Below are 23,777 nucleotides of genomic sequence, written 5' to 3' on the forward strand. Positions count from 1 at the left end.
ATCCCGGGGGCCTGGCGTACCAGGTCCCCGGAAAAAACAGCAGCAATCAAACGTCCGGCTGTACGACAAAGGAAAGTTCTACCCTTTGCAGTTTTGCCCGATCGATTGCCTGTTGGGTGAAGGTTTTGAGCAACGTCTTTTTGTCTTCATCGATCGCATCCAACTCAGCGGCGTATTGCGCATCGGTCATGATGCGTCCCGGTGCAAAGTCGCTTTCCGGTTTGTTCAGCTCAGCACCGAGCACCCTGAGTTCTTCCTTCAGCCGAGCCTTCTGTTCAAGCGAAAGCGTTGTGTCGTTCGCACGCTGATCCAATGCCATATAGAAGTCTGTCGTGGCATCGATCCGGCGCCTGAACACTTTGAAAGCCCGTCGGTTGACACCCTCGACGTAGGATGACCAGAACGGCTGCTCGACAAGCAAATCACCGAGCAACTCCCCTTCCTCAAGGTCCAGCACACGCAGGAATGCATCGTCGATCATCGCCGATGTGACACCCGCGATCCCTCTGAACTGCATGTTTCGAGACTGCCAGGGCAGGTCCAGCCTTTCGGCAAGATCGGTCATGAACGCCAGGTGAACTTCAACTTCATCAATCGTGCCGGTCACCTCCCCCGCTGCATTCACGCGCCTGAACGCCTCGCCCATTGCCTCGCGCTCTGAGATCGTTTTGCGGGCAATCCTGCTCAGTTCATCCAGACGTGACTTGCCTCGCGCCAGCGACACCAGCTCACCCTCCACCAGCGCGGGATTGGCCAGTTCATAGGCCTCATGAACCAGCACCTCCAGCCCCATCGCATTGAACAGCTGCGCGCCGGCATCGACGCACGCCGTGGGCACGGTGGTCATGGTGAAGAGTTTTTGCCGAAGCTCGGTATTTTTGGACATTGCCTCGAGCATTCGCCAGACCTTGGCGGTCATGTCGACCCGAAACCCGAGGTCGTTCTTGAAATGCGCCGACTCGGTGAGTTTTCGGATCTCGTTGAAAAACCCGACCGAGCCGCGCTCATCCTCGACGCTGTTCCAGACCGCTTGTTTCGCTACCCACTCCGGCCGGGGCATGCCCGCCTCCCAGTCGAGACTGTCGCGCACGCCGCGTGGTGGATACGGTCGATCCGGGTCAAGGCCGACGGACTCGGTGTAGTCCCTGAGCGTCTGCAGATTGGCCTCCGCCAACCACTGCGGATCACGGCTCAGCACCGTGCGAGCCAGCAATTCCGCCTGCACGGAACCCAGGGGTACCGCCGGAATTTGCGTGATTTCGTTGCCCTGCATATCCAGGAAAAAATGCCGTAACCGCGGTTGTGCGAACAACCCCTGCGGCCAGGTATGAATCCCGGTGTCAGTCAGGATCAGCGTATGCAACATTCTCATGCTGCCAATATCCGGGGCTTGCCCCAACGGATTGCCAAACAGGTCCAGGGCCTCAAGTCGTGTCAGGTTGCGCAGGTCCGCGACGCCTTGGGCATCCAGGACAATACGGTTGCCTCGCATGCTGAGTTCCGTCAGCCCGCGCATGCGGCGGATGGCACGTGGAACACCCGTGAGCGCATTGCCGTTGACGTTGAGCAAACGCAAACGGGGGAAATGATCGAGGAAGGAACTGTGTGCATCGGTCAATTCGGTCAGGGTCAGATTGAGGTTTGTGACGTGATCGAAATTGCCTTCCAGGGCAGGCATGGTGCGCAGATGACGCCCAAGCGGAATGTTTTCCAGATCAAGCACAATGCCCTGCAGATGACCGAATGGATCCACATGGCGCAACCCGGTGTGCTGCCAGCATTCCCTGACCGCTTTGTACAAGGCGTTTCTGGATTGCCATTCGGCGACGCCAGCAGGCGTGAAGCTGTAGGCTTCGGTCGGCGATTTCAACCAGCGTTGAAAATTGGCGTTGAGCCGATCGAATTCCGCTTCGAGTGCGCTCGCCCTCTGCTCCAGACTGAGCTCACTGCCACTCGCCTGCAGATAGGCCAAGGCTTCGTCCTCGGTCCAGCCGGGACGCACGACACGGACCCGCTCCTGGGGTGTCATTGGCTCGCTGACGCGACGCAACCCATGAGCAACCCCGCGCATGCCGCCACGCAGGCGCATCGTGGCGGGGTCATACGCCGGTTTACGCACAGGGTTATCCGCGAGCAGCGCGCTGAACGTGTCCCTTGGCAATGGCGCTTTTTGAATGGCGAGCTTGAGCGTGGTGCCTTGATTGACGTGATACCCCAGCGCGCTTCGTTCGGCATCAGGCAGGGCATGCAACACCGAAGCGTAAAGATCATCGGCCCCGTGCAAATGAAGATTATCGGTATCGCGTGCCTGGTACTGGCCGTCCTCGCTGACCAGGATTCTGCGGTGGGCGGCATCCGCCGGGCCGACGCTGTCGCGCAACGCTCCGTCGAATGAAAGCTCACGGATTTCGATCCGAACGTTTTCGGGCCAGTCGGGTAGCGCTTGCATGGAGTGCAACGCCAGCCGCTCGGTGTCCACACCGTAGGGCACATCGAGGAAGAGTCCTTCATAAGCGCGCGCGGTTCGTACCGCCTGCAACGTGACTCTCACCCGTTCCTTGAGTTGCAATGGGATGCGCGACGGCTCGGTGATGTTGAGCAGATCTTGCGGTTCGATGTCGGCCAGCAACTCCCGGGCTATCGCAGTGGGGAGCCCGCTGAATGCGTCCTGAAGTACCCGCACTTGCGGATTGTCGGCCTGCTGCAAACGACGATTCAGCGCGTCAAACAGAGGTCCGCGGCGATTGCCTGCTCGCCCGGCCAGCTGATTTTTCAAGGCGTCGATGCGGATTTGTTGGTCAGTTGAAATACCCTGCCCGAGCATCGCGTGGATGTCGGTCTCGCTCGCAAACTTCACGGCAAGTTCCGGCAGTTTCCCTGTACTGACCTCGGCACGGCTTATCTTCAGCGTGTCGGCCGGCAGCGCGTCGACGTTGCCAAACTTGATCGAGCGCCCGCCGTGCCCGGGGCCGTCAAACAGTTCGATGCTTTTTTGCTCGGGCCATCTCGGCAGTTCAACCAGCAACCGGGGCACCTGCTCGACGAACGCTTGCGGAACCTCATTGAGCCTTATCTGCCCAGGCAGTTTTTGTACCTCGGCCCAGGCCTTGAAGCGTTCGATCGTGTCGGTCAGCAACGCAGGCGGCGGATCGCCGACGACATGCAACCGGCGCAATTCGTCCTCTTCCATGCCACTGACGAGACGAATCTGTTCCAGGGTGTCATCAGAGAAGCCCTCGACCGTCGGGCCCAAGCGCCGCAGGAGGGTGGTTTTGTCCCACTCGATGGGGCGGTCGAGTTCGGTCTTCCACGCGCCGCAACCGTTGTGCTCCAGTGTCGGCTGATAAGCCTTCGGCCGGGTCGGATGTTGCAGGCGTGGCTGGCCGGTGCGTGGATCGTTGATGACTTCGAAGTGTTGGTTTTCATGCTTGAGGATGTCCTTTTCGCTGTGCCGGTACAGCCCCTGCTCGCTGGGCTTCGTCTCGGCGGGCAACACCACGTCATGGGCGTAGGGCGAAAGGTCCGGGTTCCACAGGCGCGTCTTGCCGTCAGGCAGCTCAACCTTTTTCAACCGGTCGATAAACGCCGAGGGTTTGACAGACGCCGCCGCACCGGACGGCAAGACATGCCCGGCCAACATAATGGTCAACTGCGCAAAATTGATCATGACACCGGTGAGATGGGCCGCCGCTTCTTCCTTGTCCCCTTTGCTCCAGTCCTCGATGCCTTCCAGGGTTTCGAAGGCCATCTGCCCGACCATGACGGCCAGCATGGCTTCGCCCAGGCCGGGAACCAGCATGGCGCCAAAGTTGAACACGTTCCAACCGATGTTCAGATAACTGGTCAGGCGATTCCAGCGGGTGGTGGCGTCTTCATCGCCGGTCGGCACGGCGATTTGCCGCGCGTCTGCAATCGCTTTCTCCCTGCGCCACAGACTTGTCTGCGTCCAGAGATCGCCTGAAATGGTATTAGTAACAGGCTCTGCGTTGGCGTTTTCAACTGCGGTCTCCCGCCACCACGGCCCCATGTCCAGCGGCTCGCGCTGTTTCCAGGTGAATGTCGAGAGGCGCTCACGAACCCGGGTAAAGAACTTGCCCTTGTCTTTTTGCGCGACGAAGCGGCTGAAAAACTGTTGGTAACCCGGCGAGCGCAACTGGCTCGTCAGTTCCCTCATGAAATCAGTGAAGGACTCGTACTCCTTGAAGGGGTGGTCGGGATCATCGGGGACATACGCAATCAACGTCCCGTCGAGACGGCTTTGTTGAAAAGCATCATCCCTTTGCAACATTTCTTCGAGGAGACCACTGGGGCCATTGGCGAAAAACGCCTGGAGTAATTTGAACTGTTCAAACTCCTGCCCCGGGAGCAGTGCCAGACGTTGCGACCATTCCAGCATCGTTCGTTGATGCGCTGGAATCAGGGCGTCGTAAACTCTTTTGATTTTAGAGGGGTCCGCCACGGCACTGAACAACACAATGCCGGACAGCCTGAACCCCATGATCGAAAGCCGGTGGCATTGCAGGGGGCGACGCCCGATCAAAATGCCTTGTTCGTTGTCACGTATCTGCCGAAGTTTGCCGTAGCCATAGAAAGTGATGTCTTTTTTCAGGTACGCGATCAGCGCCGACTCGTGGAACGCGGCTTTTTCACTGGCCGTGCATTGCCGCACGACGGTCGCTTTGGCCGTGACGTCCTCGGGCATCAGCAATGCCTTGATGTGACGCTGATATTGCGCGCCGATATCGAGCGTCCGGCACAGGGCCGCAAATCTTTCGACCGTCAGCGTATGCCGTTGAAGTTCGTTTTCGGCGTCCCTGGTGAAGATGCCCGAGCCATCGCGAAACGCCCCCGCCTGCGTTTCGGGGGCCTCGAAATTGTGCAAGGCCGCTTCCAGCAATGACGATTGCCTGAGCCGACTGGCATGGGTATCGATGCCAATGGCCAGATTGGCTGGGACGTACAGCCGAATCAGCGTCGCGTTGACGTCCAGTTCCAGATTCAAATGCTCTTTCAATGCCTGGACCAGCAAGGGCTCGGCAAAGGCAAGAATGTCCTGCTGCACGTTCTTCAGCGTATCGTCCAATGGCCCCTGAAGGCGCCAGTGCTCGTCGATCAACTCCTTGAGGTACTGCCTGTCAATGTCCCTTGAATTCAAATACCACTCAGGAAATTCCGGTTTCGAATGGGCAAAGGCGACAAGGCGCGAGGCGGGTGCGTCTTTGACCGGCGAGGGCAGTTTGCTCAACAGATAATCACGATAAACATTGCGCTCTGCGTCTCTTGCCTGCCCGGCAATGACGGGTCGATCCGGAGTGTCCGAACGTTCGCTCATTTCGCAAATCCTTATGCGATGAATTGAACCACCAGATTATTGGCTGGCGACGAAAACAAAAGATCAAAAAACAGCACTGAAATCAGGCATACCTCAAAGTCGCATCTGATTTAAGAATCTAAAAAACAGGTAATTACCACCCGGCCCCCGGACAAAGGTGCGCACCCGCGCAATGGTAGTTTTTAGCGGACAGCAAAGGGGCTAAGATGCGGCAGACTTCCCATCAGGAAACCGGACATGCGCTTACCCGAATTCATCAGGCAACACGTGGACCGTATCGTCGATGAATGGGAACAGTTCGCCAGTACCATTACCCCGGCGGCCGAGCACATGGACAGGGTCGCCTTGCGCGATCACGCCAAGGCCATTTTGCTGGCCGCGGCGCGAGACATGAGCACCGCGCAAACCTCAAGCGAACAGATGGCCAAGGCCAAGGGCGAAGGCCCGGAAAAAACCCCGAGCCTGGACGAGGCCGGCGCCAGTCATGGCGAACTGCGGCATACCGTGGGGTTTGATCTGGTGCAGATGACATCGGAGTTCCGTCATTTGCGTGCGTGCGTCATCCGTTTGTGGGTCGACAGCCTGGCGTCACCGGACCTGGCCTATTTCCAGGACATGATCCGTTTCAACGAAGCCATTGACGAAGCACTTGCCGAATCCACCGCGGCCTACGCCGATCAGGTCGACCATTCACGGGATATCTTTCTGGCGATCCTCGGGCATGACCTGCGGGCACCGTTGCAAGCGGTGAGCATGTCCACCGAATTGCTGCTGCGCAAAGCAACACTTGAAGGCGATGCCCTGGCCTGCGCGGTCAACATCAAGCATGGCGCGCGGCATATGGCGGTGATGGTCAGCGATTTGCTGGAACTGGTGCGCAGTCGCCTGGGTAAAAGGCTGCCGATCGAACCGGCGCCCATGGACCTGGCCGATGCCGTACATACGGTGATTGCCGAAGCCTGCGCCGGTAACCCGGAGTGCGATCCGACGGTCCACGTAAAGGGAGACACCCAGGGTGTCTGGGATGCCGGACGGGTGGCTCAACTGTTGCAGAACCTGATCGGCAACGCGCTGCAGCATGGGTTGAACAAACGTGACGCGACGCTGACCCTGACAGGCGAGCCAGACACAGTTCGCCTCACGGTGCATAACTACGGCGCTCCGATCCCCGAGGATGCGATCGGCACGATTTTCGATCCGCTGGTACGCAGCGCTGACGAGCAACTCGGCCAGCCCTCCACCAGCCTTGGCCTCGGGTTGTTTATCGTCAAGGAAGTGGTCGACGCGCACGGCGGGACGATCGAGGTCAGTTCCAGTGAGGCGGATGGCACGATGTTTACGGTGGTGTTGCCACGCAAGATCTGACGGCTTGGGACCGCTTCATCGTTCATCGCGGGCAAGCCCGCTCCCACAGGTTTTTCTGTGAATGCAGAATGTGTGAACGACAGAGATCCCTGTGGGAGCGGGCTTGCCCGCGAAGGGGCCAGGTCAAACGACACAAAACCATCAGGTCAGCTATTCAACCACCAACCGCCCCAACCGCTGCTTGAGCATGCGATTCTCCGCCCGCAGCTGCTGGACCTCTTCCAGCAGATCCAGCGCCAGGGCGACGCCTTCCCACTCCAGTTCCAGATCGCGCCGCAACTTGGCGGCACGCTTGGCCAGTGCCAATTCATAATCGTTGAAACGCCAATCCTTGGGCTGATTGCCCTGAGGTTCGAGGATGCCGTGTTCGACGATTTCGATCACGTAGACGTCCGACAGGTCAGTCGCCTCACAGAATTCTGCCATGTCCAGTTGAACGATCAGGGGGTTGCTCATGATGGGCTACTCCGTCTCTTGGATCAGAAATTTTCTCTCGGGTCGAAAGCGGCTTTTTTCGCCAGTTCCTGCCACAGCGCCTTGACCTCATCGCTCGAGGTCTTGGGCATGACCGCCTTCAATTGCACGAACAGGTAGCCACGCTCGCCTGCCTTGTTCAGCAGACCGTGGCCCTTGGCACGCATGCGCTGGCCATTCTGGCTGCCGGCCGGCACCTTGAGGTTGATTTTGCCTGTGAGGGTGGGCACGGCCACTTCGGTACCCAACGCCAACTCCCATGGAGCCAGCGGCAAGGTAATGATCAGGTTCTCGCCTTCGACGTCGAATTTCGGGTGCGGCGCAAAGCGAATGATCAGGAACAAGTCGCCATTGGCGCCGCCACCGGTGCCCGGTGCACCCTGGCCCTTGAGGCGGATGCGTTCGCCGTCGGTCACGCCGGCCGGAATTTTCACGTTCAGGCTTTTGCTGGTGTTGCTGACGTGCTGGCCGGCAGCGTTGTATTGCGGCACCTGGAAAGTGACCTTCTTCGACTCGTTCGAAAGGGTTTCTTCCAGGAAAATCCCAAGTTCCATTTCCACGTCTTGCCCCCGACGTCCCGCACTGCGACGCGACTCTCCACCACCAAAACCAGGACCACGGTTGCCGAAGATCGAACTGAAGAAGTCCGAGAAATCGCCTGTGTCCTGACCACCGCCGAAACCGCCTGCGCCACGCCCCTGCCAACCCGGCGGGCCCTGGAACGGTTGCCCGTGCTGGCCGTATTTGCGCAAGTCGTCATATTCGGCGCGTTTGTCGGCACTTTTCAGCGCTTCATAGGCTTCCGAGGCGTCCTTGAACTTGGACTCGGCGTCCTTTTCCTTGCTGACATCGGGGTGGTATTTGCGCGCCAGTTTTCGATAAGCCGCCTTGATGGTCTTATCGTCCGCGGTCGGTTCCACACCGAGAATCTTGTAATAGTCTTTGAAGTCCATCGAGGGAATCACCATCCGTTATCGATATCGCGCCGTCACCGGCAGTCTGCGCGTATTTCCAGGCGCCGGGTTGACCGATCTCAAGTTTGTGACCGGGTAGCGCGTCAGAAGTTATCGGCAGCGGTGGGCGGTTCTTGCGACCGTCCGATGGCTGCCAGGCTCAATGCAGACAAGTTTGGGGCACCCGGCCATCTTATCAAGGCGCCATTGGTGGATTTAGCGGATAGTCGGCCTTCGAATCTGCGCCGCACTGACATACACTGCGCGGCCGTTTTTTAACCGGAACCTGAAAGTCATGAAAAACGCATCTCCAGCCCGTGCCTGTGGTATCGACTTCGGCACGTCCAACTCCACCGTCGGCTGGCTGCGCCCCGGCATGGAAACGCTGATCGCGCTGGAGGACGACAAGATCACCCTGCCCTCGGTGGTGTTCTTCAACATGGAAGAACGCCGCCCGGTGTACGGCCGGCTGGCGCTGCACGAGTACCTGGAAGGCTACGAAGGCCGGCTGATGCGCTCGCTCAAGAGCCTGCTGGGTTCCAAGCTGATCAAGCACGACACCAGCGTCCTCGGCACGGCGATGCCCTTCAAGGACCTGCTCGGGCTGTTTATCGGTCAGTTGAAGAAGCGCGCCGAAACTGCCGCCGGTCGGGAGTTCGAGGAAGTGGTGCTGGGCCGTCCGGTGTTCTTCGTCGATGACGACGAAATGGCTGACCAGGAAGCCGAAAACACCCTGGTGGACGTGGCGCGCGCCATCGGCTTCAAGGATGTGTCGTTCCAGTACGAACCGATTGCGGCGGCGTTCGACTACGAGTCGACCATCGAAAAAGAAGAGCTGGTGCTGATCGTCGACATCGGCGGTGGTACCTCCGACTTCTCGCTGGTGCGCCTGTCCCCGGAGCGCCGCACCCACGATAACCGTCACGATGACATCCTCGCCACCGGCGGTGTGCACATCGGCGGGACCGATTTCGACAAGCAGTTGAGCCTGCAAGGCCTGATGCCGCTGTTCGGCTACGGCAGCCGCATGAAGAGCGGCGCCTACATGCCGACCAGCCACCACATGAACCTGGCGACCTGGCACACCATCAACTCGGTGTACTCGCAGAAGTCGACCCTGGCGCTGGGCAGCATGCGCTACGACATCGAAGACACCGGCGGCATCGATCGCCTGTTCAAGCTGATCGACCAGCGCGCCGGCCACTGGCTGGCCATGGAAGTGGAAGAAACCAAGATCCAGCTGACCCACGCCGACAGCCGCCACGTGCCGTTGGACCGCATAGAGCCGGGCTTGAGCGTGGAGCTGAGCCGGGCGCTGTTCGAATCGGCCATCGACAACCTGCTGGAGCGCGTGCGCAACAGCGTCACCCAGCTGCTGAACGACGCCAACGTGCGGGTCGATCAGGTCGACACGGTGTTCTTCACGGGCGGTTCGAGCGGAATTCCGGCGCTGCGCAACAGCGTGTCGGCGATGTTGCCGAATGCGCGGCATGTGGAAGGGAACATCTTCGGCAGCATCGGCAGCGGCTTGGCGATTGAGGCGATGAAGCGTTACGGCACGATGGATTGATCCGAAACCCGAGGTAGTGATCGTTCCCACGCTCTGCGTGGGAATGCATCCCGTGACGCTCCGCGTCACAGCCTCAACAACGGACGCAGAGCGTCCATGGCGGCATTCCCACGCAGAGCGTGGGAACGATCATGGTGTGGTTACACCATCCCCACCTGCTTCAACTCGCTCTTCAGGTACGCGTAATAAATCGGCCCCGCCACCACCCCCGGCAGGCCGAACGCGGCCTCGAACACCAGCATTGCCAGCAGCAACTCCCACGACTTGGCACTGATCTGCCCGCCGACGATGCGCGCGTTGAGGAAGTATTCGAGCTTGTGGATAACAATCAGGTAACCCAGCGCCGCCACGGCCACCCAGATCGACAGCGACAAACCGACGATGGTGATCAGGGTGTTCGATATCAGGTTGCCGATCACCGGCAGCAGGCCGAGCAGGAAGGTCAGTACGATCAGGGTTTTGGTCAACGGCAGCTTGATCCCGAACATCGGCAGGACCACCGCCAGGAAAATCCCGGTGAAGAAGGTGTTGAGCAGGGAAATCTTGATCTGGGCGAACACGATGTTGCGAAACGCCTGGACCAGCAGGTGCAAACGGTCGAATAGCGCGGCGGCCAATGGCTTGCGCTTGGTCACGTCCGGCACGCGCTGCAAGGCAATGATCGCCCCCAGCACCATGCCGATCAGCAACGTCACAAACATGTGCGCCGCATCCTTGCCGACCAGCTGCAAGTCGCTCAGGTGTTTACTCATCCACTCGCCGATGGCCACGCGGAATTCGGCGGCACTGGCGGGCAGATAGGCGTCGATGAACGGCGGCAGTTGCCCGCGCGCGCGGTCAACCACGTGCATGAATTTGTCGAGGGACGCCCCGGGGTTTTCCGCCTCGTGCAGCAGAAAGCTGATGGCACCGGCAAAGATCAGGGTCAACACGCTGACCACTAAAGTCCCCAACAACGCCACCGCCAGCCAACGCGCGCGCCGACCTTCGATCAGCCGCTGCAATTGCGGGGTGAGCATGTTGACCAGTTCGAACACCAGCAACCCGGCCAGCAGGCTGGGCAGCAGTCGCAGTGGGATCACCAGCAGCAAACCACCAAAGATGATGACCCAACTGATCAGCAGCAAAACGTGGCGTTGAGAAAACGTTGGCATACAGCCTCAAAACGAACGACGTAAAAGGATTGGCAGTCTGCCAGCGTTCGCAGGCCAGCACTAGGGATTGTGCAGGGCGACTTTAGCGGGGCTTTCCGTGTGCTTTCTGGCCTCATCGCGGGCAAGCCCGCTCCCACAGGTTTCGATGTTGAACAAAAAATGTACAGACACTAGATATCCCTGTGGGAGCGGGCTTGCCCGCGATGAGGTGAGCACGCTCACCGCAAGTAGCCGCCCCCCAATCAAAGCTTTATTTTTTCTTCAGGCAATCACTCATGAAGGTTTTGCGCGCATCGCCTTTCAAAGCCTGGGTGGCAGCGGTGGCGTTGCAGGTTTTCATTTTCTCTTGCTGAGGGGTCAGGGTCTTGGCGTCATTGGCGGCCGGCGCCGCCTTGAGGCAGGTGCTCATGAAGGCTTTGCGCTCATCGCCCTTGAGGCTTTTCGCGGTGGCGTCAGCGTTGCAGGTGGTCATCTTGTTCTGTTGCTCAGTGGCGGCGAAGCCTTGGGCGCAAAGCAGCAAACCGATCATCAACAAAGGGACGCGCAGCATCTTCATGGAGTTTTCTCCTTGTTGCCGCACCGAGGGGTGCGGCCTCAATCTGGAGTGTAGACAACCCCTGTTACACGCTCATCCACCGACGCAACAGATGGCCCTCAATCGGCCTCCGCCGCCAGGAGATCCTTGAATGCCTCCCGGTATCGATGATAGGCATCAACCCGGTTATCAATGACCGACGCGGGCATTCGCTCGAACGAAACCGGGGTGCCACCCTCGACAGCATAAGTTTGGCCAAGCTCACTTAATGACGTCCATTGGGCGAATGCGGCCGCCTCCTTCTTATACAGCTTATCGATTTTTATCTGCCGGTACGTGTTCGCCTCGGAAACCGCAGGCAATGTCGCCGGACCTGGAGGTGCTTCATTGATAAAGTTGTACTCGGCCACGGCTGGTCCGGGACGCAGTGTCATTAATGGCGACCGGTCAAACTGGAAGTACCCTTTGCTGGCCAGGTGCGCAGCGGGGAATTCCGGCCAGGAGTCAGCAACGACCAGTCCATTGAGATTGTTCAAATCATCACCCATCACCACATATTGATGATCGAAATCGGTGACTTTGACAATATGAATGCTGGACGTCCGGGGCTGGCTGGCGAGGATCGAAAACGTCACTTTCGAGTTCTCAGAGCAATTGCCCCCCTTGATATCAATGGCTTTGCGAGCGGCTTCGGCGATGGTCAGTTTTGCGGAGAACCCGCCCTCCTCAAGGTCCATTCCTCGCAGGCCTTTGATTTTCGCAATGGCCGAACCGCCCTTTTCCCACATGCTCGGCAGCTGATTACTCGACAACGGCAAGAGCTCCTTGGCTCGGTAGATCGCTTCCTGTGCCATTTTCAAGTTGGCCATGGTTTGAGCCGACACCTGAATCGGTTCCCCGGGCGTGGCCACGTCTGCGGACAGCACCTCTCCATATTCACTTAAATCCGTCAGCTCCGGACTTGGCGTTACACGGTTCTCCCGGACTGAGCGTAACAGCGCCTGGTATTCATTGGCCCGCCCGGTCTGTTCCAGATTTCGTGCGTTCACACCCAGGTTTCGTTCCGATTCCGTGAGCGGCACCAGACCCTCTTCGGTAAACAGACGCCCGGTCAATGCGTTGAACTGCTCTGGGAGCATCAGCTTCTGCAGATCGGGCAATGCCTCGATGCTTTGGACGATTTCCAGGCCCGGCCCGGCCTCGCCAGTTGCATTGGCTGCATTCAGTGCCTCGTACAGATCGAAAAAATAGTCATGTGGAAAGCGGTCGTAGATCAGTTTCAGACCACGCAGATAATCGAATTGCTTGAACTCTGAAACAGAAGGATGGAACGCTAACGTGACCAGGTCGCTGTATTGACCGCCAACTTCCTCCAAGGCTACACGTTCGCCACCAGCACCCGGCGCGCCGCCACGCAGGCGCATCAATCGAGGATCGTAAGTGAGAGGGTCAAGGACCGGGAGACCGTCCAGCACCTTCAGCAACTGAAAGGGCTTCAACGCGTTGTCCCGCAGGGCAAGCTTCAGTGTTGGCCCTTGGCCGATATGGATGTTCAGCGCGTTACGCTCGGCATCCGGCAACGCCTGCAAAATAGCGGAAAACAAATCCATGCCCGAATGCAGGGCGTTACCGTCTGCGTTATAAGCGACGAACGTCGAGTCGTGAAGCTCGACGAGCGTGCGGCGAATCCCTGCGTCGTCCTTGCCGATACTGTCGAGCAGGTGACCGTCGTACTCGAACCGTCGGACTTCAATGCGCACATCGGGGTTCCAGCCGCGAAGATGCTCAAGGGAGTGCAGCGCCAGCCTGTCCAGGTCGGGACTCTCGACCGAGTCCAGGTAAAAACCTTCATAAGCACGACTCATGCGCACGTCTCGAAGCGCCCAGCGCGCGAGGTTTTCCAGCCTTGCGGGCAACTGCCCGCGCTCGATCGCCTGGACTTCGGAGGGCGTGGCGATGGACAGCAACTCGCGGGCGACAGTGCCAGGCAGGCCCGGCACTTTGGCCTGGATGGTTTTTGCGCTGTCACTCGTGGCGGCCTCGATACGACGATAACGTGCGTTGAACAGCGACGTGCGCTTGCTCTCGGCCAGTTTCGCCAACTCGGCCCGCAGATTTTTGGCGTTCATTTCCAGCGTGCTGGGCGCAATCCGAAATTCGACGTTCAACAAGGTATTCAGTTGTGCGTCATCCAGGTGCGATAACAGGGTCTTGAGCAGATCGACGTCAGCCAGGCGATTGCTGTTTATCCGGACACGCGACCCACCTGCGCTACCGATGACCCGAAGCACTTCGCCCCTGGCGTTTACCAGCTCAATCGCATTGCCGGGCCACAGACCGTCGAGCAACTGAAATTGCATCTCGGGATCGGCGCTTGAGTAATCTTGCACACGTTCGCTGCCCACCTGCTCGATGAAGGCCTGAATGTCGCGATCGATGCGGAACCGGGTCACGGTATCGCTGAGTAAAGGCAGAGGTCGCTCATTGTCGGCATACATTCGGCGGATAGCGCTGGCATCGGTCTGGCTGACCGTGCGGATGTCGCCGTAGGATTCAGCCAGCTCACCCATGTCCGGCCCGAGTCGCGCCATCAAGGTCGTGTGATCCCACGTGTGGGGCTGCTCGCCTTCAATCACGAAGGCACCTGCGCCGTTGCTGTCCACCACGGGTTGAAAGGCATCGGGACGGGTCGGGTGTTTAACCCTGTGTTTGCCGGTCTGTGGATCTTTCGTCAGTTCGAAGTGCCGGGTGTCCAGCTTGAGAATCGGCTTGCCCTCATGCCGGTGCAGCCAGGTTTCATCCGGCTTCGAATCCGCAGCCAGGGTCAGGTTTTTTTTCTGATAAGGTTCCAGGTCACCGCTCCAAAGGCGTTTGGCGCCACTGGAAAGCGTGACCGGTGTTGTCGACTCGATGAACGATGACAGCTTGGGCAGTACAACCTCCTTGCCGATTTTTATGCCGCCGGCGAAGGCCGCTAACTGGATCACGCTTTCGAAAAAGCCAATGATGTGCTCGGCCCCTTCCAGATAAAGACCCTCAGCCAGATCGACGATGCCTTCGACGACCTCATTGACCAACTGATAAACCATGTAACCCATCATTATCTCGCCCACAAAGGGTATCAAAGGCCCCACAACCATCAATGCGGCATTGAAGATGTCGGAAAGCATTTTTTCCAGGTTGTCGAACCACGCCCAGCGCTCCATGCGATCGGCATCTTGCGTCGAGATGACCATCTCCCGGGCATCGTTCAGGATTTTGTTTTGCTGTTGCTGATAGAGATAGAGCCAAGGGTCACCCGTAAAAAATGTATGGGTGTCGTTCTCGAACCGGATGTGGTCAAAGTGCAGGCGCGGATTCTCGATGGGCGTTTCGCGCCATACCGGCTGATCGACGCCCGGGACTTTGTCGTGCTGGGTGATTTGTACCAGCGCGGCGTTGAGTGCGGCGAAGAAGCGCCCCCGTTGTTGATGGTCGACAAAACGGCTGAAGAACTGCTGATAGCTGTTTGCGGAATCCTTTGGGGCGTCACGCAACTGACGAGTGAGCTCGCGGGCGAACTCGGCCTTTGAAGCGTACTCTTTCAGTGGATGTTCCGGATCGTGCGGCACATAGGCAATGACTCGCCGGGCGGCGCCGTCGTGGATATGCAGATCAGGGGCGATCAGTACGATGCCTCTCAACTGAACATCGAGCATTTTCAGCTGATAGTAATGAACGGGAAGGCCATCCATCTTCCACTCTTTAATATCCTTGAGCAGGCTTTGTACCGCCAGATAGCCACTTGCCGAGATGTCATTTTTAAGGCTGGCCAGATACAGGGCTGCTTTTAACGCAGCCTTTTGGCTTTTCATGACTTTTTGCTGCACCACACCACGCGCCAACCCATCGACCGGGCGAACATAGCCTTCGAGATGCACTTTATATTGAGCACCAATATCCAGACTGCGACAAAGCGTCTTGAACTGGTCGATACTCATGTTGTTGCGAATACCGGTGATGTCGAATCGATTTGACTTGTCGGGCCGGGTAATAAACTGCGAATCAGACGTTAATACTTCTTTGTCCGAAAAATTATGCAATGCCGCATCCAGCATTGAAACAATGCGCGACTCCACACCGTTATTGAAATTATTGGCCCATGGCGATAAGTGAGGCGGAGAAAACAACTGCAAAAAAGTTTCCTTTACATCGACGTCCACACCGTATTGATCTTTCAGCGCCTGACGAAGCAGAGGTTCAGCAAAGGCGTAGACATCTTGCGCCTCGCTCAGCATCTGGTCGACATCGTTTTGTGCGCGCCAGCTTTCCTCCGAGGCACGCTGCAGGGCTGCGCGCTGCATCGGTGAAGCGCAGAGGATCCATTCTGGAAGAGGGGCTATCGCACTTTTCAACGCACTTATTCTGCGTGGCGAAGTCTGGCGCACCCACTCGGGCATGGCGTTTTTTATAAAGTCGTGATGAACGCTTTTTTCTTGAATGGCGGCTACTGATGTTTCATCGATTCTGATTAAAGTGGTCACATTGATACTCTGCATAAGTAAGCTGAACAGGAACGGCTTATGCAGCTAGCGTACAACGTTAATCACCCGACCAAATGAAGTGCAATTCCGATTAGCCTGTAAGAAACTTCGCCGCTCAAACTTCTAATACCAACTTACCTCTTTCCAAACGAACTCAGATAATTCGTTGCCGCCGATACTGTTCTGGCGTACACCCGGCCTGACGTTGAAACATCGCAATAAACGCCGAGCCCGTGCTGTATCCCATATCGAAGGCAATATTCTGAATGCTGCGCTGACTGTCCAGCGCTTCGATCGCCGCGAGGAAGCGCAAGCGTTGCCGCCACTCGCCGAAACTCATGCCCAGCTCACGGACAAACTGCCGCGCCAATGTGCGTTCGCTGACATGGATCTGCGCGGCCCAGTGCGCCAACGGCCGATGGTCCCCGGGCTCGGCTTGCAGGGCTTCAAGTATGACGAGCAATCCCGAACTGCTGGCGTAAGGCAAATAACACTCTTGGATGGGCGACTGTTGCAACTGGTCCACCAACACCTGCGCCAGACGTTTGTCCGCGTCGTGTTCGGGAATTTTCACGTCACGGGCGGCGAAGTCCTTGAGGATCGCCTTGAGAATGTCGCTGATCGCCAGCGTGCACGCTTGCAGCGGCAACGCGTGGCACAGCGCCGGCGCCAGGCAGACCGCGCGATAGTTGATCGGTTGATTGCTGTAGAAACTGTGCTCGGTCTGTGGCGGCACCCACACAGCGTATTGCGGCGGCGACATGAAGCGGCTGCTGCCGATTTCCATGTGCAACACACCGTTGGCCGAATACTCGAGGGTGCCCCACGGGTGACGGTGGGCCGAGGCGTATTCATGGGTGTCGAAGTCGGCATAACGGAAATAGACCGGGGACGGCAATTCTGCGAAGTCGAGCAGGTCGATGTGTTTATTGGTCATGCTGTCCGTCATCAAGGGCAGGTTGTCTGGATCGAAGTATAGGCTTGCATCCAGACAGGCGGATAATCGCGCCTCACTAACGTTGATGGTTTTTCTGATGCAATACGCTTATCCCCTGCTGGCCATTTTCATTTGGGCCGGCAATACCGTGATCACCAAGATGTCAGCCGGGGCGATCTACCCCGCGGAAATCGGCTTCTATCGCTGGCTGCTGGCCGGGATTCTGTTCACGCCGTTCATGCTCAAACCGGTGATCGCGCATTGGCCGCAGATTCGCCCGAACCTGGGCAGGATTTTCATCCTTGGCGTGCTCGGCATGGCCGTCTATCAGAGCCTGGCGTACTTCGCCGCAACGCTGACTACAGCCACCAACATGGGGATCATCTTGTCGCTGATGCCCTTGATGTCGCTGGCCATGGCAATCGTCAGCCTCGGTCAGCGCCTGACGGTGGGCGCATTGGCCGGTGCGGTGCTGTCGTTTGCCGGGGTGTTGGTGGTGGTGTCGTCCGGCAGCCTGGGCGCGCTGCTGGAGCATGGCGTGAACCTGGGTGACGCGATGATGCTGATCGCCACGCTGGCCTATGCGATCTACAGCACGCTGCTGAAGAAATGGCAGCTGCGCTTGCCGCCGCTGGTGTTGTTGTATTTGCAGGTGCTGGTGGCGGTGGTGGTGCTGTTTCCGCTGTTTGTCGCTTCACCGAAGGTCGGACCGACCTTGCAGAATATTCCGCTGGTGCTTTATGCCTGTTTGCTGGCTTCGATGGTCGCGCCCCTGGCGTGGATGCAGGCGGTGGTGCGCCTGGGGCCGAGCCGGACCACGCTGTTTTTCAATTTACTGCCGTTGATTACGGCGCTAATTGCGGCGCTGGTGCTGAATGAACAGTTGGCGCTGTATCACTTGGTGGGTGGAGTGTTGACGTTGGGTGGGGTGGTGCTTTCGGAGCGGTGGACTACCGTGCTCGGCCGTAAGGTTAGTGTTGCCTGAGCCGACGCTTTCGCGGGCAAGTCGGATCGCCGCACCGCACGCTCCCACAGGTTTTGTGTCGTGCCCGAAATCGGCGAACCACACAAAACCTGTGGGAGCGTGGCTTGCCCGCGAAGAACGATAACGCGGTCTAACTGACGTTTACACGCCGGCCGCTTTCAACCGCGCCGCATGCTCGACAAATAACCGCACCGGATCCGCCCCCTTCCCCACCAGCCCCAGCGACTGATTGACGATGTCGAAGTGATCCATCGGATACTCATCGCCAATCACCGTCCCCAGGTGCGAGCTGTACCGCCCGACCATCCCGTCGCAATGCCCGGTTTCGCGCACAAAAGTTCTGGCAAACAGCCGGCAACTGCGGTTGGTGCCGTCGAACAGGTTACCGCCGCGATCCGTCTTGCCCGGTTGCAAGGTGCCGGACCAGGAGTAATAACGCACGCCGTTGACCTCTTCCGGTCCATGACCGCCCCAGGTTTCAGGCAGGCCCTGTGGATAACGCTGATTGAACAGCGCCACGCCTTGAGTGGTGAGCGAATGGTGCGAAGCCGGGATATCCACAGGCAGCTTCGGCCCGTGATAGCCGGTTTCCAGCAAGCTCATCAAGGCGCCAATCCAGCGCAGCAACACGCTGAGAACCCGTCCTTTGAACGTGTCGGCCGGGTAGTGTTTTTCCAGATAATCCGCCAGCTCCGAGCCATGATTCGGCCCTGCAACCGACGTGACGGACGCCACGCGATCCGGGCGTTTGGCGGCCGCGTAACGGGCCGTGAGCGAGCCTTGGCTATGACCGATCAGGTTGACCTTCTCGGCCCCGGTTTCCCGCAGAATCTCCTCGATCCGCGCCAGCAACTGCTCGCCGCGCACCTCGCTGGAATTGAGCGGCGAGACCTGCACCGCAAACACCGTCGCCCCGCCCCGGCGCAACGCCGAAATGATCCCGTACCAGTACGGATACAGCACCAGACGGATAAACCCGAGCATTCCGGGGACCAGCACCAGCGGATAACGCGTAGCAGAACCTTGCGACATGGGCGGACATCCTTGTGATCGGTGAGATGAAGCAAGGCGTGATGCAAGACGTCAGCCAAGCATCGTCACCCAAGATGACAACTCGACGACCAGTCTATGACATCCACCCTACTTCAGCCCCACCACGCCCGCCACGATCAGCCCCACCGACACCAGTTTGATCGCCGTCAGGCTTTCGCCCAGCAGCGCAAAGCCGAGAAACACCGTGCCCAGTGAACCGATGGCGGTCCAGATCGGGTAGGCGATGCTCACCGGCAACTCGCGCATGGCCAGGGTCAGGAAGTAAATCCCGCCGACGGCGGCCAACACCGTGATCAGCGATGGCCAGAGCCGGGTAAAGCCTTCGGCGTACTTCATGCCCATGGCGAAGGTGACTTCGAACCCGGCGGCGATCAGCAGAAACAGCCAGGCCATCAGAACTCCCGGGCCAGCGTGAGCAGTTGCTGTTCAGCCTCGGCCGCCGAAATCTCAAAGGTTCGTGCAGCAGACTCTTCCCCTTCGGCGGCCACCACGGTGATGTCGGTGATGCCGATGAACCCCAGCGCGGTGCGCAGCAACGGATCGGCATGGTTCATCGCCTCCAGTTCACCGCCCGGCCCGAAACCGAAGCCGCCGCGACTGGTGACGATCAGGGCTTTTTTGCCGTGCACCAGCGGCTCGTACTGGGCCACGCCATTGTCCAGGGTGTGATTGAACGTCAGCCCGAGCCGCACAATCTGGTCGATCCAGGCCTTGAGGCCGCTGGGCACACTGAAGTTGTGCATCGGCGTGGAAATTACCAGCAGATCGTGGCCCAGCAGCTCACCGACCAATTCATCGCTGAATGCCAGGTCGGCCTGCATCGATAACGGGCGTGCATTGGGCTCGGGATAAAACGCTGCCGCCACAAAGGCTTCGTTGACCGGCGGAATCAGCGCCCGACCGATTTCGCGGCGAGTCAGCTGCGACTGTGGGTTACGGGCCTGCCAGGCGGAAAGAAACACTTCCGCCAGACGCCGGGAGTGGGAACGTTCGCCGCGTGGGCTGGCGTGAATCGCAAGAATCTTACTCATCTGAATCTCCTTGAGGGCTAAACTGCTTGTGGCTCGCAGATTGAAGCTTGCAGCCGCCCCTCTTCAACTGAGTAGAAATCAGTCTGGATGAGATCATTTCATCCATGGAGTATTTGAATGTTTGCCTCGTTGCCACTGACCGCCCTGCGCGCTTTCGAATCCGCCTCGCGCCTGCTGAGTTTCAAGGCTGCCGCCGAAGAACTTTCAGTGACGCCGACAGCGGTGTCCCATCAGATCCGCTCGCTGGAGAGTTGGCTCGGTGTGCCGCTGTTCGAGCGGCTGCCACGGCAAGTACGCCTGACCGACGGCGGCGAACGGTTGTTCCGCAGCCTGCACGGCGCGTTGCTGGAAGTGGCGCAAAGCGTCGATACCTTGCGCCCGCAACGCAGCGGCGCGAGCCTGACGATTTCCACCACGGCCGCCTTCGCCGCGCTGTGGCTGGTGCCGCGGCTGGGTCGGTTCTATGCCCGCCATCCGAATATCAATCTGCGCCTGGACACCCACTGCGAAGTCATCGATTTGCATCAGGACGCCAGCGTCGACCTGGTGGTGCGCTACAGCCTTGATGACTACCCGAACCTTTATGGGCTGTGCCTGTTCGACGAATCGTTCGGTGTCTACGGCTCGCCCGGTCAAGTGGCCCTGGCGGCTGACCGCGCACCCACGCTGATCAGCGTGCGCTGGCACAACTCCAAACTCTACGCCCACGGCTGGGCGGCCTGGTGCGCGCAGTCCGGCGAGACCTGGCTGACAGGGCAACCGGCGGTCCGTGAATACGATGAAGAGCATTACGCCCTGCAAGCGGCGATCGCCGGGCAAGGCCTGGTGCTGGCGAGCAACATCCTGGTGTCGGAAAGCGTGGCCAGCGGTTTGCTGGTGGCTTACCGGGGCGACGTTCAGGTGGATGGCGCCGGCTACAGTGCGCTTTGCGTACCGGGACGTGAACGACATCCGCCGGTGCGGGCGTTCTTTGCGTGGTTGCGCGAAGAGGCGTTGCTGTCCGGACATGCGCTGGCGTGATCGTCTCGGGGCAAATCACATAAAACTTTTCGCCGCGCCCATCACTCCCACCTTAAGTAGCGATCACTTCCCCTAGAAGGTGACGCAAACCGGATTAGCCTCCAGGAGAACGAGATGAGTGACATGCATTTGTCTGATGTAACCACCCTTCGCGAACGGGCCCGCAAGAACGTCGAGAACGGCGCGGTGACTGAAAGCTACAGCGCCGACCGTGAAGAAGTGCTGCGCCTGCTCAATGAGTCGCTGGCCACCGAACTGGTCTGCGTGTTGCGCTACAAGCGCCACTACTTCATGGCCAGCGGCTTGAAAGCTAACGTTGCCGCCGATGAATTCCTCGAACACGCGACCCAGGAAGCCGAGCACGCCGACCGACTGGCCGAGCGCATCGTGCAACTGGGCGGCGAGCCGGAGTTCAACCCTGACCTGCTATCGAAAAACTCCCACGCGCAATATGTGGCGGGCAATTCACTTAAGGAGATGGTCTACGAAGACCTGGTCGCCGAGCGGATCGCCATCGACAGCTACCGCGAGATCATCCAGTACATCGGCGAAAAAGACCCGACGACCCGGCGCATCTTTGAAGACATCCTGGCTCAGGAAGAAGAGCATGCGGATGATATGGCTGACATCCTGAAAGATCTTTAGCGCCTGTTAAATTGCTTTCGCGGGCAAGCCTCGCTCCTACATGGGATCAGTATTCCCCTGTAGGAGCGAGGCTTGCCCGCGAAGGCGCCCTCACTAACACCCCGATTATTTTGTAGGTTTGACGGTCACCGGCGCCTTCCCCGCCTTCATCTGCTCCAGCAACGGCGCGCACTGATTAGGCTCACCGCCACTCGGCGCCACTAACGCCAGCAACCCCGCCGCCGGCGCTGCAATCACGCCCAGCGCCACCATCCCCGCGCCGCGCAGAATCAGCGGCACCGCCTTCACACCCGCATCCGGCTTGATGAACTTGCCCCGCACATACAGTGGCGAACGCAACGAAATCAACCGCCAGCCTTTGGATTCCGGGGTAATGGTCAGGTCCAGCTGCTCCGTCGCCATATTCGCCGTGCCGTCGATATAGATGATCGCGTTCTCGGTATCGAAGACGAACAGTCGGGTGGTGGCTAAACCGGTCTTGATATCGAAGTCGGCCGCCGCGCAATTGATCTTCACTTCCTTGTCGCCAAAGATCTTGCCCACCACATAGTTGCCAACGTTGAGCCCAGCCAGCTCCATCAATTCGCGACTGATGGCGCCATCGTTGATCAGCATTTTCAGATTGCCATTGGCGCTGCCCAACAGCTTGGCCACCGAGTTGCCACGTCCGGTGATGTCGGCATCGCCATTGAGCTCGCCGAAACTGGTTTTCATCGGTTCAAAAGTCGGGAACAACTGCTTGAGCTTGAACTTGCGCGCGGTGAGCCTGGCGCTGCCTTCCAACGGTTCGGTCCGGCCATTGAGGCGAATCTGCGCCTCCAGGTTGCCGCCCGCCACGCCGAAACGCAGGGGTTCAAGACTGAGAACACCGTCGGTCAGCACCAGATGGGTATAAAGGTCATTGAACGGCAGTTTTTCGCTGTGGACGATGCGCTTGCCGGTGAATTCGACATCGGCGTCCATGTCGCGCCAGCGCTCGGTCTTGAACTCCTCGACCGGCAACACCTTGTCCGTCGGTTGCTTGCTTTCGCCACCACGGGCGTTTTGCTTGGCGTTGGAATCGGCGCCGATCAACGGGGCCAGGTCGGCGAACAACAGCTGATTGGAAACCAGCGAGCCACTGAGTTTCGGCCGCGGCTGGCTGGCGACATAGGCCAGGCTGCCGTGGATGTCGCTCTCGCCGATCTTGCCGTTGAATTCTTCATAGCGGAACACCGCGCCACCCGGCTCATGCAGTTTGGCGATCAAATGCCCGTCGGTTGCATACGGCGGCGTATCCGGCAGTGTCACACCGGTCAGCGGATAGAGATTGCCCAGGCTGGTGCCGGCCAGTTTCAGGCGCAGGTCCAAGGCACCTAAGTTGCGTGGATCGGTCAGTGTGCCGGCCAGTTCGACACTGGTATCGGCGATCTTCACTTGTGCCTGAAGCGGGAACGGCCTGGCCGCATCCTGCAACGCCAGTAACCCGCCGATCTTGCCTTCGCCCGCGAGTTTCTGATCGTGGTATTGGCCTTTGACCTTCAGCGCGAACGCGTAATCCTGCGGGGCTGCTCCTTTCTCCTGCGCGTTTTTTGCGGCTTTGTCGCCGACGATATCGCTGAACGGGATGGGTTTGCCCAGCGGATCGATCAGCACATCGAGCTGAGTCTTGAGGTTCTGGTCGTCAAGGGTGACGTGGCCCTTGTCGAAGCCGATGGCACCGATCTCCACCACCCAGCTGGAAGGTTCGGCGTCCGGGTCTTTGGGGTCGAACTGGAACGTCCAGTTGGCGCGACCATCGGCCAGGCGTTGCAGGTCCGCATTCGGCTCCGTCAGATCAATACGCGGGATCACCACCCGCTGCGCCAGCAGAGCCAAGGGTGAAATACGCAGTTCGACGCGTTTGAGGGTGACCATCTGCGGCTTCTTCGACCAGTCCGGGTTGCCCAGGCTCAGGTCTTCGGCCACCACGTGCGGCCACGGCACCCAGGCCCGCCAACCGCCTTCGTCAGGCTCGCGCTGCCAGACCACCGCGAGATTGCCATTGATGGCGAATGGGCGATGCAGCTCTTCAGAGACTTTGGCATTAAGGGGCGGTTTGATCCGGTTCCAATCGAAGAACACGATCATCAGAACCAATACCGCCAGCAAGACAATCAGACTGGCGAAGGTCCAGGTAACAATTTTACGAGTGCGCGTCATTGCACAGGGCTCCTGATAC

Annotated in this window: 16 protein-coding genes; 5 read left to right on the forward strand and 11 right to left on the reverse strand. The window is 58.9% G+C overall.

From position 1 onward, the window contains the following. Window positions 1–46: 46 nt before the first annotated feature. Complete coding sequence (locus tag ACIQV9_RS15705) at window positions 47–5,332, reverse strand: NEL-type E3 ubiquitin ligase domain-containing protein (protein ID WP_403102991.1); 5,286 nt, start codon at window positions 5,330–5,332, stop codon at window positions 47–49. Window positions 5,333–5,569: 237 nt separating this feature from the next. On the opposite strand from ACIQV9_RS15705, the gene ACIQV9_RS15710 reads away from it, so the two are divergent. Next, window positions 5,570–6,697 (forward strand): sensor histidine kinase, encoded by a 1,128-nt coding sequence (locus tag ACIQV9_RS15710; protein WP_403102993.1) that lies wholly within the window; start codon window positions 5,570–5,572, stop codon window positions 6,695–6,697. Window positions 6,698–6,847: 150 nt separating this feature from the next. Here ACIQV9_RS15710 and ACIQV9_RS15715 read toward each other — a convergent pair whose 3' ends face one another. Together ACIQV9_RS15715 and ACIQV9_RS15720 are read right to left on the reverse strand one after the other, a co-directional pair. Continuing rightward, window positions 6,848–7,153: a chaperone modulator CbpM gene (locus ACIQV9_RS15715; RefSeq protein ID WP_403102995.1), complete on the reverse strand. Its 306-nt coding sequence runs from the start codon at window positions 7,151–7,153 to the stop codon at window positions 6,848–6,850. A 23-nt stretch (window positions 7,154–7,176) separates the two neighbouring features. Continuing rightward, complete coding sequence (locus ACIQV9_RS15720) at window positions 7,177–8,124, reverse strand: DnaJ C-terminal domain-containing protein (RefSeq protein WP_403102997.1); 948 nt, start codon at window positions 8,122–8,124, stop codon at window positions 7,177–7,179. A gap of 295 nt (window positions 8,125–8,419) precedes the next feature. Here ACIQV9_RS15720 and ACIQV9_RS15725 point away from each other — a divergent pair, with 295 nt between their 5' ends. Beyond that, window positions 8,420–9,694 carry an Hsp70 family protein gene (locus ACIQV9_RS15725; RefSeq protein ID WP_145310282.1) on the forward strand — a complete coding sequence of 425 codons (1,275 nt, stop codon included), beginning with the start codon at window positions 8,420–8,422 and terminating at the stop codon, window positions 9,692–9,694. Between the two features lie 140 nt (window positions 9,695–9,834). Here the strand turns inward: ACIQV9_RS15725 and ACIQV9_RS15730 are convergent, their stop codons facing one another. The 4 genes from ACIQV9_RS15730 to ACIQV9_RS15745 all read right to left on the reverse strand — a co-directional run bounded on the left by ACIQV9_RS15730 (window position 9,835) and on the right by ACIQV9_RS15745 (window position 16,843). Further along, entirely contained in the window at window positions 9,835–10,848 is a 1,014-nt protein-coding gene (locus ACIQV9_RS15730; protein ID WP_403103000.1) for an AI-2E family transporter, read from the reverse strand. A gap of 250 nt (window positions 10,849–11,098) precedes the next feature. Continuing rightward, window positions 11,099–11,404 carry a PsiF family protein gene (locus tag ACIQV9_RS15735; protein WP_403103003.1) on the reverse strand — a complete coding sequence of 102 codons (306 nt, stop codon included), beginning with the start codon at window positions 11,402–11,404 and terminating at the stop codon, window positions 11,099–11,101. Window positions 11,405–11,502: 98 nt separating this feature from the next. Then, a complete protein-coding gene (locus tag ACIQV9_RS15740) occupies window positions 11,503–15,906 on the reverse strand; it encodes a dermonecrotic toxin domain-containing protein (protein ID WP_403103006.1) in 4,404 nt (1,467 codons plus the stop codon). A gap of 154 nt (window positions 15,907–16,060) precedes the next feature. Then, complete coding sequence (locus tag ACIQV9_RS15745) at window positions 16,061–16,843, reverse strand: AraC family transcriptional regulator (protein ID WP_403103008.1); 783 nt, start codon at window positions 16,841–16,843, stop codon at window positions 16,061–16,063. 97 nt (window positions 16,844–16,940) lie between these two features. Here ACIQV9_RS15745 and ACIQV9_RS15750 point away from each other — a divergent pair, with 97 nt between their 5' ends. Continuing rightward, a complete protein-coding gene (locus ACIQV9_RS15750) occupies window positions 16,941–17,828 on the forward strand; it encodes a DMT family transporter (RefSeq protein WP_403103010.1) in 888 nt (295 codons plus the stop codon). Window positions 17,829–17,969: 141 nt separating this feature from the next. On the opposite strand, the gene ACIQV9_RS15755 is transcribed toward ACIQV9_RS15750, so the two are convergent. The 3 genes from ACIQV9_RS15755 to ACIQV9_RS15765 form a co-directional block, all read right to left on the reverse strand. Further along, a complete protein-coding gene (locus ACIQV9_RS15755) occupies window positions 17,970–18,860 on the reverse strand; it encodes an alpha/beta fold hydrolase (RefSeq protein WP_403103012.1) in 891 nt (296 codons plus the stop codon). Between the two features lie 108 nt (window positions 18,861–18,968). Continuing rightward, window positions 18,969–19,274, reverse strand: coding sequence for a DMT family transporter (locus ACIQV9_RS15760; RefSeq protein WP_403103015.1), 306 nt, complete (start codon window positions 19,272–19,274; stop codon window positions 18,969–18,971). Next, a complete protein-coding gene (locus ACIQV9_RS15765) occupies window positions 19,274–19,912 on the reverse strand; it encodes an FMN-dependent NADH-azoreductase (RefSeq protein WP_403103018.1) in 639 nt (212 codons plus the stop codon). Before ACIQV9_RS15765 ends, ACIQV9_RS15760 begins: the two co-directional genes overlap by 1 nt. Before the next feature lie 117 nt (window positions 19,913–20,029). On the opposite strand from ACIQV9_RS15765, the gene ACIQV9_RS15770 reads away from it, so the two are divergent. Continuing rightward, window positions 20,030–20,932, forward strand: a complete 903-nt coding sequence (locus ACIQV9_RS15770; RefSeq protein WP_403103021.1) for a LysR substrate-binding domain-containing protein — start codon at window positions 20,030–20,032, stop codon at window positions 20,930–20,932. Window positions 20,933–21,046: 114 nt separating this feature from the next. Next, window positions 21,047–21,577, forward strand: coding sequence for a bacterioferritin (locus ACIQV9_RS15775; protein ID WP_010464129.1), 531 nt, complete (start codon window positions 21,047–21,049; stop codon window positions 21,575–21,577). Window positions 21,578–21,682: 105 nt separating this feature from the next. Here the strand turns inward: ACIQV9_RS15775 and ACIQV9_RS15780 are convergent, their stop codons facing one another. Beyond that, complete coding sequence (locus ACIQV9_RS15780; RefSeq protein WP_403103024.1) at window positions 21,683–23,758, reverse strand: AsmA family protein; 2,076 nt, start codon at window positions 23,756–23,758, stop codon at window positions 21,683–21,685. Window positions 23,759–23,777 lie beyond the last annotated feature (19 nt).

Origin of the sequence: Pseudomonas sp. NPDC099000, assembly GCF_044759925.1 — a bacterium.
Taxonomy (GTDB): Bacteria; Pseudomonadota; Gammaproteobacteria; order Pseudomonadales; family Pseudomonadaceae; genus Aquipseudomonas.